Origin of the sequence: Pandoraea morbifera (assembly GCF_902459575.1) — a bacterium.
Classification (GTDB): Bacteria; Pseudomonadota; Gammaproteobacteria; order Burkholderiales; family Burkholderiaceae; genus Pandoraea; species Pandoraea morbifera.
In genome coordinates this window covers 29,684-45,497 of record NZ_CABPSD010000012.1, presented here as the reverse complement: position 1 = coordinate 45,497, position 15,814 = coordinate 29,684, and the positions used below count along the sequence as shown (strand labels likewise).

At 65.0% G+C, this 15,814-nt stretch carries 9 protein-coding genes and 1 riboswitch; of the genes, 6 read left to right on the top strand and 3 right to left on the bottom strand.

Translation table 11 applies throughout. The features are described from left to right. Positions 1-141 precede the first annotated feature (141 nt). From PMO31116_RS18375 to PMO31116_RS18355, 5 genes are all read left to right on the top strand, one after another. Entirely contained in the window at positions 142-4,875 is a 4,734-nt protein-coding gene (locus PMO31116_RS18375; RefSeq protein WP_425494811.1) for a glutamate synthase-related protein, read from the top strand. A gap of 95 nt (positions 4,876-4,970) precedes the next feature. Beyond that, positions 4,971-6,437, top strand: a complete 1,467-nt coding sequence (locus tag PMO31116_RS18370) for a glutamate synthase subunit beta (protein ID WP_063598649.1) — start codon at positions 4,971-4,973, stop codon at positions 6,435-6,437. Positions 6,438-6,860: 423 nt separating this feature from the next. Then, a complete protein-coding gene (locus tag PMO31116_RS18365; protein WP_150567977.1) occupies positions 6,861-8,180 on the top strand; it encodes an MFS transporter in 1,320 nt (439 codons plus the stop codon). 68 nt (positions 8,181-8,248) lie between these two features. Then, positions 8,249-9,082 (top strand): NAD-dependent epimerase/dehydratase family protein, encoded by an 834-nt coding sequence (locus PMO31116_RS18360; protein WP_150567976.1) that lies wholly within the window; start codon positions 8,249-8,251, stop codon positions 9,080-9,082. Continuing rightward, positions 9,079-9,999: an SMP-30/gluconolactonase/LRE family protein gene (locus PMO31116_RS18355; RefSeq protein ID WP_150567975.1), complete on the top strand. Its 921-nt coding sequence runs from the start codon at positions 9,079-9,081 to the stop codon at positions 9,997-9,999. The genes PMO31116_RS18360 and PMO31116_RS18355 overlap by 4 nt, the downstream gene beginning before the upstream one ends. 31 nt (positions 10,000-10,030) lie before the next feature. Here the strand turns inward: PMO31116_RS18355 and PMO31116_RS18350 are convergent, their stop codons facing one another. The 3 genes from PMO31116_RS18350 to PMO31116_RS18340 all read right to left on the bottom strand — a co-directional run bounded on the left by PMO31116_RS18350 (position 10,031) and on the right by PMO31116_RS18340 (position 14,154). Next, positions 10,031-11,290: an MFS transporter gene (locus PMO31116_RS18350; RefSeq protein ID WP_150567974.1), complete on the bottom strand. Its 1,260-nt coding sequence runs from the start codon at positions 11,288-11,290 to the stop codon at positions 10,031-10,033. Between the two features lie 208 nt (positions 11,291-11,498). After that, complete coding sequence (locus PMO31116_RS18345; RefSeq protein ID WP_150567973.1) at positions 11,499-12,290, bottom strand: SDR family NAD(P)-dependent oxidoreductase; 792 nt, start codon at positions 12,288-12,290, stop codon at positions 11,499-11,501. A 94-nt stretch (positions 12,291-12,384) separates the two neighbouring features. Then, positions 12,385-14,154: an ABC transporter ATP-binding protein/permease gene (locus PMO31116_RS18340; RefSeq protein ID WP_246185370.1), complete on the bottom strand. Its 1,770-nt coding sequence runs from the start codon at positions 14,152-14,154 to the stop codon at positions 12,385-12,387. Positions 14,155-14,406: 252 nt separating this feature from the next. Continuing rightward, positions 14,407-14,549: riboswitch (TPP riboswitch) on the top strand. Positions 14,550-14,683: 134 nt separating this feature from the next. Here PMO31116_RS18340 and PMO31116_RS18335 point away from each other — a divergent pair. Further along, positions 14,684-15,808 (top strand): FAD-dependent oxidoreductase, encoded by a 1,125-nt coding sequence (locus PMO31116_RS18335; RefSeq protein ID WP_150567971.1) that lies wholly within the window; start codon positions 14,684-14,686, stop codon positions 15,806-15,808. Positions 15,809-15,814: the final 6 nt, after the last annotated feature.

The window sequence follows — 15,814 nt, the reverse complement described above, 5'->3', positions numbered from 1 at the left end:
AGTCGGTTTCCTGTGGTAACGCCCGAGAACGACCTTCGACGCGCGCGAATCCGCAGCCTGGCCCGCCCGGCCAACCCCACTTAACCCGGTCGACCGCGACGAGCATGCGCGCGGCGACCTCGCCAAGAGACGGTGTAACTCGTGGAAAAGAAACAGCAACCGATTGCGACGGCAGCAGCGCTGCCGGGTGAGGCGTACTTGGCGCCGGACGCACAGGGCATGTACGACCCGGCCAACGAACATGACGCCTGCGGCGTCGGCTTCGTGGCCCACATCAAGGGCGTGAAGAGCCATGCGATCGTCGAGCAGGGCCTGAAGATTCTCGAGAACCTCGACCACCGGGGCGCCGTGGGCGCCGACCCGCTGATGGGCGACGGTGCCGGGATTCTGCTGCAGATCCCCGATCAGTTCTTCCGCGAAGAGATGGCGAAGCAGGGTGTGACGCTGCCGCCCGCCGGCGAATACGGCGTCGGCATGATCTTCCTGCCGAAGGAACACGCTTCGCGCCTGGCCTGCGAACAGGAGCTCGAGCGCACCGTGAAGGCCGAAGGCCAGGTCGTACTCGGCTGGCGCGACGTGGCGATCGATCGCGACATGCCGATGTCGCCGAACGTGAAGGCCACCGAGCCGGTGATCCGCCAGATCTTCATCGGCCGCGGGCAGGACATCATGGTGACGGACGCGCTCGAGCGCAAGCTGTACGTCATCCGCAAGACCGCGAGCCATCGCATCCAGGCCCTCAAGCTCAAGCACGGCAAGGAATACTTCGTGCCGTCGATGTCGGCGCGTACGATCGTCTACAAGGGGCTGCTGCTCTGCGACCAGGTCGGCCGCTATTACCGCGACCTGGCCGATCCGCGCACCGTCTCGGCGCTCGCCCTCGTTCACCAGCGTTTCTCGACGAACACGTTCCCGGCCTGGGAGCTGGCCCACCCGTATCGCATGGTGGCGCACAACGGTGAAATCAACACCGTGAAGGGCAACGTCAACTGGATCAACGCCCGCACCGGCGCGATCTCGTCGGCCGTGCTCGGCGACGATCTGCAGAAGCTGTGGCCGTTGATCTACCCGGGCCAGTCGGACACCGCATCGTTCGACAACTGCCTCGAAATGCTCACGATGGCCGGCTATCCGCTCGCCCATGCCGTGATGATGATGATTCCGGAAGCGTGGGAGCAGCACACGCTGATGGACGAGAACCGCCGCGCGTTCTACGAGTACCACGCCGCGATGATGGAGCCGTGGGACGGTCCCGCCGCCATCGCGTTCACCGACGGTCGTCAGATCGGCGCCACGCTCGACCGCAACGGTCTGCGTCCCGCCCGCTATCTGATCACCGACGACGACATGGTCATCATGGCCTCGGAGTCGGGCGTGCTGCCGATTCCCGAATCGAAGATCGTGAAGAAGTGGCGCCTGCAGCCGGGCAAGATGTTCCTGATCGACATGCAGCAGGGCCGCATCATCGACGACAAGGAACTCAAGGACAACCTCGCCAACGCCAAGCCTTACAAGAGCTGGATCGACGCCGTGCGCATCAAGCTCGACGAGATCGATTCGAAGGTCGAGGAAGCCGGCGTGCACCACGACACGGCCACGCCGCTGCTCGATCTGCAGCAGGCGTTCGGCTACACCCAGGAAGAAGTGAAGCTGCTGATGACGCCGATGGCGATCAACGGTGAGGAAGCCGTGGGCTCGATGGGCAACGACAGCCCGCTCGCGGTCATGAGCAACAAGAACAAGACGCTCTATCACTACTTCCGCCAGCTGTTCGCGCAGGTGACGAACCCGCCGATCGACCCGATCCGCGAGAACATGGTGATGTCGCTGGTGTCGTTCATCGGCCCGAAGCCGAACCTGCTCGACACGAACAACATCAACCCGCCGATGCGTCTCGAAGTGTCGCAGCCGGTGCTGGACTTCAAGGAAATCTCGAAGATCCGTCACATCGACAAGTACACCGGCGGCAAATTCCGCTCGTACGAGTTGAACATCTGCTATCCGGTCGCCTGGGGCAAGGAAGGGATCGAAGCGCGCCTTGCGTCGCTGTGCGCCGAAGCGGTCGACGCCGTGAAGTCGGGCTACAACATCCTGATTGTGTCCGATCGCCTCACGAACCGCGAGCAGGTCGCGATTCCGGCGTTGCTCGCCACGTCGGCCGTGCACCAGCACCTGGTGGCACAGGGCCTGCGCACGAGCACGGGCCTCGTGGTGGAGACCGGCTCGGCCCGTGAAGTGCACCATTTCGCGCTGCTGGCCGGCTACGGCGCCGAAGCCGTTCACCCGTACCTCGCGATGGAAACGCTCGCACAGATCGCCCGCAAGCAAGGCGGCGACCTGACGCCGGAGAAGGCGATCAAGCACTTCGTCAAGGCGATCGGCAAGGGCCTGCACAAGGTCATGTCGAAGATGGGCATCTCGACGTACATGTCGTACACGGGCGCGCAGATCTTCGAAGCGATCGGCCTCTCGCGGGAACTGGTCAGCAAGTACTTCCAGGGCACGGCCTCGAACGTCGGTGGCATCGGCATCTTCGAAGTGGCGGAAGAAGCGGTGCGTCTGCATCGCGACGCCTTCGGCGACGATCCGGTGCTCGCGAACATGCTCGACGCCGGCGGCGAATACGCCTTCCGCATTCGTGGCGAAGACCACATGTGGACGCCGGACGCGATCGCCAAGCTCCAGCATTCGACGCGCGCCAACTCGTACCAGACGTACAAGGAATACGCGAACCTCATCAACGACCAGAGCAAGCGTCACATGACGCTGCGTGGTCTGTTCGAATTCCGCGTCGATCCGCAGCGCGCGATTCCGCTCGATCAGGTGGAGTCGGCCAAGGAAATCGTGAAGCGCTTCGCCACGGGTGCGATGTCGCTCGGCTCGATCTCGACCGAGGCGCACGCCACGCTGGCCGTCGCGATGAACCGCATCGGCGGCAAGTCGAACACGGGCGAGGGCGGCGAAGATCCGCGCCGCTATCGCAACGAACTCAAGGGTATTCCCATCAAGAAGGGCGAATCGCTCGCCTCGATCGTGGGCCGTGACGTCATCGAGACCGACATCGAACTGCAGGACGGCGACTCGCTGCGCTCGAAGATCAAACAGGTGGCCTCGGGCCGCTTCGGCGTGACCGCCGATTATCTGGTCTCGGCCGATCAGATCCAGATCAAGATGGCGCAGGGCGCCAAGCCGGGCGAGGGCGGTCAGCTGCCGGGTCACAAGGTGACGGAGTACATCGGCAAGTTGCGTTACTCGGTGCCTGGCGTTGGCCTGATTTCGCCGCCGCCGCACCACGACATTTATTCGATCGAAGATCTGGCGCAGCTCATTCACGACCTGAAGAACGTGAACGCGTCGTCGTCGATTTCGGTGAAGCTGGTGTCGGAAGTGGGCGTGGGCACGGTGGCCGCCGGTGTGGCGAAGGCCAAGGCCGATCACGTGGTGATCGCCGGTCATGACGGCGGCACGGGCGCCTCGCCGCTCTCGTCGGTCAAGTACGCCGGTACGCCGTGGGAGCTGGGCCTGGCCGAGACGCAGCAGACGCTGGTGCTCAACCGCCTGCGCGGCCGTATCCGCGTGCAGGCCGACGGCCAGATGAAGACCGGTCGCGACGTGGTCATCGGCGCGCTGCTCGGCGCCGATGAGTTCGGCTTCGCGACGGCGCCGCTCGTCGTCGAAGGCTGCATCATGATGCGCAAGTGCCATCTGAACACCTGCCCGGTGGGCGTGGCCACGCAGGATCCGGTGCTGCGCAAGAAGTTCCAGGGCAAGCCGGAGCATGTCGTCAACTATTTCTTCTTCGTCGCCGAGGAAGTGCGCGAGATCATGGCGCAACTCGGTATCGCGAAGTTCGACGACCTGATCGGTCGCGCCGACCTGCTCAACACCAAGGCAGGCGTGGAGCACTGGAAGGCGAAGGGTCTCGATTTCTCGCGCATCTTCCACCTGCCGGAGATCGAAGCCGAAGTGCCGCGTTTGCATGTCGAGACGCAGGACCACGGTCTGGCCGGCGCGCTCGATCACGCACTCATCGAGAAGGCAATGCCTGCGCTCGAAAAGGGCGAGCACGTGTCGTTCATCCAGCCGGTGCGCAACCGCAATCGGACGGTCGGCGCGATGCTTTCGGGTGAAGTGGCCAAGCGCTACGGCCACGACGGTCTGCCTGACGACACGATCCACGTGCAGCTCAAGGGCACGGCGGGCCAGAGCTTCGGGGCGTTCCTCGCCCGCGGCATCACGCTCGATCTGGTGGGCGACGGCAACGACTATGTCGGCAAGGGGCTGTCGGGCGGTCGCATCATCGTGCGTCCGACCAACGACTTCCGTGGCAACGCCGAAGACAACATTATCGTGGGCAACACCGTGATGATCGGCGCGATCGAGGGCGAGGCCTTCTTCAACGGGGTGGCCGGCGAGCGCTTCTGTGTGCGCAATTCGGGCGCCACCGCGGTGGTGGAAGGCACGGGCGATCACGGCTGCGAGTACATGACCGGCGGTACGGTGGTCGTGCTGGGCGAGACCGGCCGCAACTTCGCGGCGGGTATGTCGGGTGGTGTGGCTTACGTGTACGACGCTGACGGCACGTTCGCCGCCAAGTGCAACACGGCAATGGTCGCGCTCGATCCGGTGTTGCCGCACGGCGAGCAGGAGCGCACGGTGACCCAGGGGCTGTGGCATCGCGGCCAGACGGACGAGGCGCAACTGCGCGAGCTCATCGAGCGTCACTTCCAGTACACGGGTTCGACGCGCGCCAAGGCGTTGCTCGAGGATTGGGACGGCGCACGTCGCAAGTTCGTGAAGGTGTTCCCGAACGAGTACAAGCGCGCCTTGGGCGACATGGCCAAGGCAGCCGAAAAACAAGCACTGGCGGCCTGAGACCGCTCGCGCGGCGGCGCCACGGAGTGAGGGCTCCGGGGCGCGCCGCGCGCGGGTGAGGCACGGTAACCACAAAACTTTCCGACTGAAGAAACATGGGCAAGGTCACAGGTTTTCTCGAATTCGAGCGCCAGAGCGAGTCGTACGAAGCACCGCTGGCACGCGTGAAGCACTACAAGGAGTTCGTGCTCGCGCTCTCCGACGAACAGGCAAAGGTGCAGGGCGCACGCTGCATGGACTGCGGCATTCCGTTCTGCAACAACGGATGCCCGGTCAACAACATCATTCCCGACTTCAACGATCTGGTGTATCGCCAGGACTGGAAGGCGGCCATCGGCGTGCTGCACTCGACGAACAACTTCCCGGAGTTCACGGGTCGCATTTGTCCGGCGCCGTGTGAGGCGGCCTGCACGCTGAACATCAACAACGACCCCGTGGGCATCAAGTCGATCGAGCACGCGATCATCGACAAGGCTTGGAGCGAAGGCTGGGTCGAGCCGCAACCCGCGAAGCACAAGACCGGCAAGACGGTCGCCGTCGTCGGCTCCGGCCCGGCGGGCCTGGCCGCGGCGCAGCAACTCGCGCGCGCCGGTCACGACGTGACCGTGTTCGAGAAGAACGATCGCGTGGGCGGCCTGCTGCGCTACGGCATTCCCGACTTCAAGCTGGAAAAGTGGCTGATCGATCGTCGCATGCGCCAGATGGAAGCCGAAGGTGTGACGTTCCGCACCGGCGTCTACGTGGGCAAGGACGCCCCCGACGCGCATATCAACAACTTCTCCAGGGAAACGATTTCGCCGGAGCAGTTGCAGGCGCAGTTCGACGCCGTGGTAATCGCCGGCGGCGCCGAGCAACCGCGCGACCTGCCGGTGCCGGGGCGCGAACTCGACGGCATTCACTTCGCGATGGAATTCCTGCCGCAGCAAAACAAGGTCAACGCGGGCGACAAGCTGGCGAACCAGCTGCTGGCGACCGGCAAGAACGTGATCGTGATCGGCGGCGGCGATACCGGCTCGGATTGCGTGGGCACGTCGAATCGTCATGGCGCGAAGCACGTGACGCAATTCGAACTGCTGCCGCAGCCGCCCGAGCAGGAGAACAAGCCGATGGTGTGGCCCTACTGGCCGACCAAGCTGCGCACGTCGTCGAGCCACGAAGAAGGCTGCGAGCGCGACTGGTCCGTTGCGACGAAGCGCTTCGAGGGCAAGAACGGGAAGGTCGAGAAGCTGATCGCCGTGCGCCTTGAGTGGAAGGACGGCAAGATGCAGGAAGTCGCGGGCTCGGAATTCGAGCTTAAGGCCGACCTGGTGCTGCTTGCCATGGGTTTTGTCTCGCCCTTGCAGACGGTGCTCGACGCGTTTGGCGTGGACAAGGACGCACGCGGCAACGTGCGTGCCGCTACCGAGGGCGAGCGCGCGTATACGACGAACCTGCCGAAGGTGTTCGCGGCGGGCGACGTGCGGCGCGGCCAGTCGCTCGTGGTCTGGGCGATTCGCGAGGGCCGTCAGTGCGCCCGGGCCGTCGATGAGTTCCTGATGGGGCATTCTGTGCTGCCGCGCTGAGAGCGAACGGATTCGCCTGCCAAAACCACGAATACGGGGAAGTTGAGAGGAGGGGCGCGGAGGTAGGCATCTGCGTCACCGTGAAGAAACCGTCCGGGCGGAAACGTCCGGGCGGTTTTTTCTTGTCCGATGGCGTTCCTCGGGGGGGCGGGGTACTGTCGGGATGCCGAAAAATAACAAAAATATGACGTCATACAACAATGCATTTTCGATCGATGTTCACATCTGGGGTGACCCTCCCAATATGTGCGAATGCTATTGTCATTAAGGCTGTAATGGTCGAGGTCAGCCAACATTCGAAACCCTAGGGATTATCCGTAAACGATGCAATTCTTGATTGTCATCGTACATCGTCTCACGTAGGATGCCTCTCCATGCGAGCCATGCACTCGCAACAGAAGACTCATGGAGAGAGACAACATCATGGCCCTCAGGATCAAAGGCCTGCGCTGGTGGATGATCGGCTTGCTCACGCTCGGCACGGTCATGAACTACCTCGCGCGCAGCTCGCTTGCCGTTGCCGCCCCCACGGTAATGAAGGACCTCCACATTACCACCCAGCAATATGGGTGGATCACCGGCGCCTTCCTCGTTCTGTATCCGATCGGCGCACCCGTCACCGGTTATCTGATGGACCGCATCGGGCTTCGTCTTGGCTTCCTGCTGTGCGGGGTCATGTGGTCGGTCGTGTGCATGCTGCATGGGCTGGCCGACGGCTGGGTCGGCCTGTTCGTGCTGCGCGGGTTGCTCGGGCTCGCTGAAGCGTCGTTCATTCCGGCGGGCATGCGTGCGGCGGCGTTCTGGTTTCCGACGAAAGAGCGCGCGCTCGCGGCCGGAATCTTCAACATCGGCACGTCGGTCGGGGCGATCCTCGCGCCGCCGCTGATCGCGTGGTCGATCATGCGTTACAACTGGGAGACGGCGTTCGTGATCGCGGGTGGGCTCGGGCTTGTGTGGGGTGTCCTGTGGTACGCCTTCTATCGTCACCCGACCGATCATCCCGCGCTCACGCAAGCCGAGTCCGACTACATCAACGAAGGCCGCGCCGTCGACGCGGCGGCCGATGCACGCAAGCCCGACCTGCTCACCATCGTGCGCCAGCGCAACTTCTGGGGGATCGCGCTGCCGCGCTTTTTCGCCGATCCGGTGTGGGGCACGATCGTATTCTGGATGCCGTTGTACCTCAACCAGGCGCGCGGCTTCGATCTGAAGACGATCGCGGCCACGGCGTGGCTGCCATTCGTGGCGGCGGATTTCGGCTGCCTGATGGGCGGCACGATATCGGTGTGGCTGAACAAGCACTTCCGGATGACCATCTTCAACGGCAAGCGCGTGGTGTTCACGATCGGTGCGATCATCATGACGGCGATGTGCGGCGTGGGTTTCGTCAAGGACCCGATGATGGCGATCTTCCTGCTGTGCCTGGGCGGATTCGCGCACCAGACGCTCTCGATCAGCGTGATCTCGATGTCGGCGGATCTGTTCCCGCGCAACGAGGTCGCCACGGTCACCGGTCTCGCGGGGTTGTCCGCGGGCATCGGCAACCTGCTGTTCACGCTGGTGATCGGCACGTTCGTGACCGCCGTGGGCTACGCCCCGTTCTTTGTGGCCCTGGGGCTTGGCGACCTGATTGGCGCCGTGATCCTGTGGACTCTCGTCAAGCCGCACATCACCGGCACCGCAACGCCGGTAACGCGGGCGCGCACCGGCAGTGTCGATGCCGCGCGCGCGGCAAACGCCTGAGCCGCGAGTTCGCGAATTCTCGAATTCGTGCATGCTCGCGGTCGAATTACCGATGAACAAGGAATGATATGAGCCAGACTTCCGGCAACCCCTCCAAGCCGTTTCGTCGCCTGCTGCTGACCGGCGCCGCGGGCAATCTGGGCAAACAACTGCGCGGCAAGCTCGCCGAGTGGGCGGACATCGTGCGCGTGAGCGACATCGTGCCGATCACGGCGGACGCGCCTCACGAAGAGGCGATGCAGGTCGATCTCGCCGATCGTGCGGCAGTGCATGCGTTGCTCGCGGACGTCGATGCCCTGGTGCATCTGGGCGGCATTTCGGTCGAGGCGCCGTTCGACGATATTCTGCAAGCCAACATTCTCGGCCTCTACAACGTCTACAGCGCGGCGCAGAAGCGGGGCGTGAAGCGCATCATCTACGCAAGCTCGAACCACGCGGTGGGCTTCCATCCCGTGACGCAAGTGCTCGACACCGACGTCCCGCATCGACCCGACGGCATGTACGGTCTGTCCAAGTGCTTCGGCGAAGACCTGTCGCGCTACTACTACGATCGCTTCGGCCTAGAGACGGTCTGCCTGCGCATCGGTTCGTCATTCGAACAACCGAAGAACCCGCGCATGATGGTGACGTATCTTAGCTATCGCGATTTCGCCGAGCTCGTGCGATGCTCGCTGTTCACGAATCGCGTGGGGCACGCCATCGTCTACGGTGTATCGGACAACCCGACACTCTGGGTCGACAACACGAAGGCGGCTTTTCTTGGCTATCGTCCTCAGGACAGCTCGGCCGAGTTCGCCGGACTGTTCCCGGCGAAGGCGCCCGACACGCAGATGGACGACTGGGCGCAGCGCTTTCAGGGTGGCCCGTTCGTGCTGATGGGGCCGATGGAGCCCAAGGCATGAGCGTATCGATCGAGCGGCTCGAGCCGTCGCGTGCAACGCCCCATGCCGTCGGCGAGAGCCCGCTGTGGCGGGCCGACGAACAGGCCCTGTACTGGGTCGACATCCCGGCGCGACAGTTGCATCGCGTTACCCCGGCCGACGGCAATCACCGCCAATGGACGTTCCCCGAGCAGATCGCCTGCTTCACGTTCGACGCCGCCGGCACGCTGCTGGCGGGTTGCGAGAGCGGACTGTTCGCCGTGCGACTGGGGGGGCAGGACACCGTGACCGAATCGCAATGGCAACGACTCGCGGCGCCGGCGTTTCCGGCGCCGGGCATGCGCTTCAACGATGGCCGATGCGACCGGCAGGGGCGCTTCTGGGCGGGCACGATGGTGCAGGACATGTCGCTCGTGAGCGACGTTGGCGCGCTCTTCCGCTATGACGCCGAGGGACGGCTGTCCGCGCCGCTGGTCGACCGTCTGGTCACGCAGAACGGCCTCGGCTTCTCGCCCGACAGTCGCACGATGTACCTGAGCGACTCGCATCCGGCGCGTCGGCGCGTATGGGCGTTCGACTTCGATGCCGAGCGCGGCGCCATCGGCGCGCAGCGTCTGTTTGTCGACATGAACGACTACCCGGGGCGGCCGGACGGCGCCGCGGTCGACGCCGACGGCGCCTACTGGACCTGCGCCAACGACGGAAGTCGCCTGCTGCGCTTCACGCCGGCGGGTGTGCTGGATCGGGAAATCGTGTTGCCCGTGTCGAAGCCGTCGATGTGCGCGTTCGGTGGACGCGATTTCGACACGCTGTTTGTCACGTCGATTCGGCCGGGCGTGGGAGCCAACGAGCACGACGGGCATGTGTTCGCCGTGCGTTGCGGGGTGCAGGGGTTGCCGGAAGCGCCCTATGCCGGCGCGCTTCCGGTGGCGGGCTGAAGCCGGGCGCTTCAGCCGCGGCGTGCCGCGATCAGTGCGTGAAGTCAGGCGTGGCGAGCGACTTGCCGCGTGTCTCGGGCAGCAGCAGGGCGCACAGCACCACGAGCAGATAGCCGCCGCCGGCCACCATGCCGATCGCCTTCACGAGCGAACCCGTCTGCGCGAGGGTGCCCACGGCAATGGGGAAGAACGACCCGATGCCGCGCCCCAGGTTGTAACAGAAGCCCTGCCCCGAACCCCGAATGTGGTTCGGGTAGAGCTCGGTCAGATACGCGCCGATACCCGCGAAGATGCCTTGCACGACGATGCCCAGCGGAAAGCCGAGCAGCAGCATGGCGCTGTCGGTGATCGGCAGCATGGTGTAGGCCATGCCCAGCAGGAAGGACGCGACGGCGAAGAAGATGAAGGTGCCGCGCCGGCCGAGCTTGTCCGAGAGAATCGCGCCGACAATGTAGCCCACGAACGAGCCGACGATCAGCACGATCAGATAGGCGCTGGTGTTGAATACCGACAGGCCGCGCACCGTCTTCAGGTAAGTCGGCAGCCACGTGGTGATCGCGTAGTAGCCGCCGAGCATGCCGGAGCACAGCAGGCTGCCGAGGATCGTCGTCTTCAGATGCTCGGGCGAGAATATCTGCATGAAGTTGCTTTGCAGTTGCCCGTCGGCAACCTTGCGGCGCGTTTGGGTGAAGATCTCGGGATCCGACACGTTACGACGCACGTAGGTGATCCACAGCGCCGGCACGATACCAATCCAGAAACACGCGCGCCATGCCGTGCCTTCGTCGAGCACCGCGAAGAAGAACCAGTACAGCAGCGCGGCGGCGGCCCAGCCCACGGACCAACTGCTCTGGACCGTGCCGACCGCTTTTGCGCGATGCTGCGGCGATCGGATCATCTCGCCCATCATCATCGTCACCACCGTCCATTCGCCGCCGAAGCCGATGCCCTGCAAGGTGCGCGTGACGAGCAACTGCCAGAACGAGTTCGTGAAGCCCGAGAGGAAGGTGAACAGGCAGAACGTGGCAATCGTCCACTGCAGCACGCGCACCCGACCGAATCGGTCGGCGAGAATGCCCGCCAGCCACCCGCCGACCGCCGAAGAGATCAGCGAGCTGGTGGCGATCATCCCTGCCTCGCTCTTCGACATGCCCCAGGCGGCAATGAGCGTGGGAATCAGAAACGAATAAATCATGAAGTCGAACGCGTCGACGGCGTAGCCGCCAAAGCCCGCATAAAGGGCCTTGCGTTCCTTCGTGTTGAGTTCGTTGAACCAGGAAAAAAATGCCATGGAAACTCCTCGGTGGATCCTGTGCCTGTCGTTATGTGTGCCGCTTGTGTGTCGCTTGTGTGCAGCGTGAGTGCGGATAATCGGTGGCGCTCGTCGGCGCCTCGCCCTTGCATGCGTTTGCGCGTCGGCCCCGGCTTCCCCGAAAACGCGTCCCTGCTAGTGCGATGCCCGCCTTGACGCAGCGCATCGACGTGCCGGCCCGTCAGCGTCAGAGGGTGAGGCCGCCGTCGACGTGGATGACCTGCCCGGTGATCTGCCGCGCGTGCGGGCCGAGCAGGAAGACGGCCAGTGCGGCGACGTCGTCGGGCTCGCACAGGCGTGCGGTCGGTGTGGCGTCGGCCGCGCGCTGCCATGCGGTGGGGTCGATGGCCGAGTGACCGCCGTCTTTGCGCGTGTAGCCGGGGGCCACGCAGTTGACCGTTACGCCAGCGCGTGCGTACTCGGCGGCGGCGCTTTTGGCGAGCGCTTCGATGGCGGCCTTGGCGGCCGCCGTGGCTGGAAAGCCCGCCTGGTTCGGCGCGAACCGATGCGCGACGAACGAACTGACGGCGACCACGCTGGCCTGCGACGAACGTTGCAGATCGGGCAGGGCGCTGCGCAGCAGCGCGGCGAAGGCGCCGGGCATGGCGGCGAGCGTACGGGCAAAAGCGTCGTCGTCGATGTCGGCGAGGCTTTGCCGCGTGGCGAATCCGGCGTTGCTCACGACCTGATCGACCGGACCGAAGGCGTCATGCGCGGCGTCGATCAGGCGCGCGCCTGCCGACGGGTCCGTCAGGTCGCCGAACCAAACGGCGCACTGGGCGCCGAATCCCTCGCAGGCGTGACGAACGTCCGCCAGCCGCGCCTGACTCGCGTCGGAGGCGCCTCGGGTATGCAGGAGCAGGCGGGTATCCGGTGAGGCAAGCCGGCGCGCGATGGCGGCGCCGATGCCCGATGCCGCGCCGGTCACGACAATGGTGCGCGCGGCGCGCGGGCCGGACGGGAAAGCGGGGGTAGTCACGATGTGCCCGAAGCAAGCCAGAGGTGCTCGTGATTATGCCAAACCCCCTGCTCGCCGGAACAGGCGCGTCAATAATATTTATGAAGTGAACGAATCAGGCCGCGCCGACCACCCGTGACCTTTCGACGTCCGCCGTCGCGGGTAGCGTGAGGGTGTGCTGATGGAAGCGTCCAAGCGTATCGCGATGCGCCACGCTCACGAGGGTCGTGGCCGGCAGGCTGGCGTGCAGCGCTTCGTACACCGCTTCTTCCGTCTGGACGTCGAGCGCGCTGGTGGCCTCGTCGAGGAACAGGTAGTCGGGCTTTTGCAGCAGCGCGCGCGCCGCGGCGAGCCGTTGCTGCTCGCCGCCGGACAGCCGCCGCGCCCAGTGCGCGACGCTCAGGAGTTCGTCGCCGTACTGATCGAGCTTCACGGCGTCGAGCGCGGCGCGACATTCGGCGTCGGTGAAGGCGTCGGGCGCCGAAGGAAAGGCGAGGGCGGCCTTGAGGGTGTCGATCGGCAGGTAGCTTTGCTGCGAGAGAAAGAGTACGCGGGCGCTCGCGGGCACCTCGATGCGCCCGCTGCCGAACGGCCACAGGCCGGCGAGCGCGCGCAGCATGGTGCTCTTGCCGCAACCCGAGCGCCCGCGAACGAGCCAGCGCGAGCCGGGCGCGAAGGTGAACGACCCGGCGTCCACGAGCGGGGCGCCGTTGGGCAGCGTGAGCGTGAGGTCGGTTGCCGCGAAGGCGGGCGCCTGGTCGGCCGTCTGCACGTCGATGCCCCCCGCGCGTGGCGCGGCGTCGATCACGCGCATGAATTCGCGCAGACGGTTGATCGTCGCCTTCCAGTCCGCCAGCGTCGAGAAGCTGTTCACGAACCATGAGAAGCCGTCGCTGACCTGCCCGAACGCGTCGATGATGCGCATGAGCACGCCGAGCGTGAAGGCGCCCGCGAAGTAGCGCGGTGCGGCCGCCATGATCGGGAACACGATGGCGATCTGCGCATAGATCGAGTTCGCGAAAATCAGTCGCTTGGTCACGACCATGATTTGCCACCAGTTGTCGCGCACGGCGCCGAACGCCGCTTTCAGGCGTGACAGCTCGGCACCCTCGCCGCGGTAGAGCGCCACCTGCTCGGCCGATTCGCGCAAACGCACCAGCAGGAAACGAAAGTCGGCTTCGACCTGCTGCTGGCGATAGCTCAGGCCCACCAGCGGGCGGCCGACCTTGAAGATGAAGAACGAGCCCACGAGCGCATACAGTGCCGCGACCCACACCATGTAGCCGGGAATCGTCACGTTCATGCCGCCCAGCGCGAATGACACCGCGCCCGAGATCGTCCAGAGGATCGTCACGAACGAAAACAGCGAGACGAGCGTGGTGAGCAGGTCGAGCGACAGCGCGAGCGAGGAACTCACCAGCGTGCGAATGTCTTCCGATACGCGCTGATCGGGGTTGTCGGTCAGGTGATCGCGCTCGATCCGGTAGTACGCCTGATGCGCGAACCACTTCGTGAGCGTGGCATCGGTGACCCACTGCCGCCAGCGGATCTCGAGCATCTGGCGGAAGTAGGTGCGGAAGGTCGCGATGATGATGAAGCTGAAGGCGAGGATCGCGAATTCGACGAGCGACGACTTGAAGACGGGCCAGTTGCGCTTGTCCAGCGCGTCGTAAAAGCTCGCGTTCCATGCGTTCAGCCGCACGTTGATGAACACCACGGCCAGATTGAGCACGACCACCAGCGCCAGGAGCCGGCGGCCTTCCCAGCGCTTTTCCGACACCCAGTAGGGGCGGATGAGTTGCCAGGCGCTCGGGTGTTTCGGCGGGATGGGGGCGGGCGTGGCCGGATCGTCCGGCGGCGGGACGTCGGGCGACGCAGAGGACATCGGCGTGTGGACCATGATCGTCGGGCGGCATTGCCGCGAGGAGGCAACCTGTTATGGGGAAAACGGTTCGTTTGACCGTTGTTCAGGATGCTGCGTTGCACGATTTGCGGCCCGAAACGCGCGTCACATCGAAATTCAGTTTACGCGTTGTTACAAGGCCTGGGGGATTCGTCAAAAAACGAGACGCGACGAGCGTGCAATCGCCCGGGAGGCCAGCTTGCACGGGCGTCGGCATCTATGTTGTAATGGCTGCGGGCGAAACAGGGGTGCTCCGTGTCGGACGCGGGGGTTAACGGTCAGCGTTAACCATGCGTCACAAAGGAACGCGGGGCTGAGAGAGACCCTTTGCACCCGACCCGGGTAATACCGGCGTGGGAAGTTTCCGACTCCTCCAGTGGGGTAAGGTGTCCAGACACCGTTTCGTCCTTTTGCTTTCATGAGGAAAGGACCCCATGCGTTACCTTCCACACACATCTTCGCGGCTTCCCGAGTGCCTGCGCGCCGTTACGGCCTGCGCGGCATTGCGCGTATGAGCGCCCCGATTTCGCATCCCGACATCGCCGTTCTGGGCGGCGGCCTGTCCGGCCGCCTGCTCGCCTGGCAGTTGATTCGGGCGGGCGCGCGCGTCGCGCTGTACGAACGCGGCGACGCCGAGGGTTCGAGCGCGGCGGGTTGGGTGGCCGCCGCCATGCTCGCCCCGCTGGCCGAAGCTGCCGTGGCCGAGCCGAGCATCGTCGAGATGGGGGCGGTTGGCCTGGAGCGCTGGCCGGGGCTCATCGACGGCCTGCCCGAGCCGGTGTTCTTCCAGCGTAACGGCACACTGGTCGTGTGGCATCAGCCCGATCGTGCCGAATCCGTGATGTTCGACCGCCGCATGCGCGCGAACGCACCGCCGGCCTTGCTGCGTGGCGGGGTGGAGCGGTTGGCCGGGCCGCAGTTGGGTGAGGTCGAGCCGGCGCTGGCCGGTCGCTTTCACGAGGGATGGCTGTTGCCCAACGAAGGGCAGCTCGACAACCGTCAATTGCTGCGTGCGCTGGCGGCCGGCCTGGCGAAGGCCGGCGCGGAACTGCACTGGCATACCGAGATCGCCGAAGGCGCGTATCCGCAGGCAGGGCTCGTCATCGATTGCCGTGGGCTCGGTGCGCGCACGGCGTTGACGCAACTGCGCGGCGTTCGCGGTGAAGTGGCGCGCATTCACGCGCCGGGCATCGGGCTGCGGCGGCCGGTACGCCTGCTGCACCCGCGCTACCCGATCTATATCGCGCCGAAGGAAAACGATCTGTACGTGATTGGCGCGACCGAGCTGGAATCGGAGGATATGTCGCCGATGACCGTGCGCTCGGCGCTCGAACTGCTGTCGGCGGCGCATTCGCTGAATCCGGCATTCGGCGAGGCGCGCATCGTGGAACTGAATGTGAACTGCCGCCCGGCGCTGCCGGACCACCTGCCTCGCGTGCAGTGGGATGGCGCCCGGGTGATGCGCGTGAACGGTCTTTATCGTCACGGCTACCTGATCGCTCCGGCGGTGACGGGAGAAGCGTGCGCGTTGGCGCAGGCATTGATGCAGACAACGGGCGCGCCGTCGGGGCAGGCGTTCGACTGGGAGACGTGGCGAGCCAGCCGGCCGTGGCCGGACCTGTTCCGCCAGGCATGAGAGGGA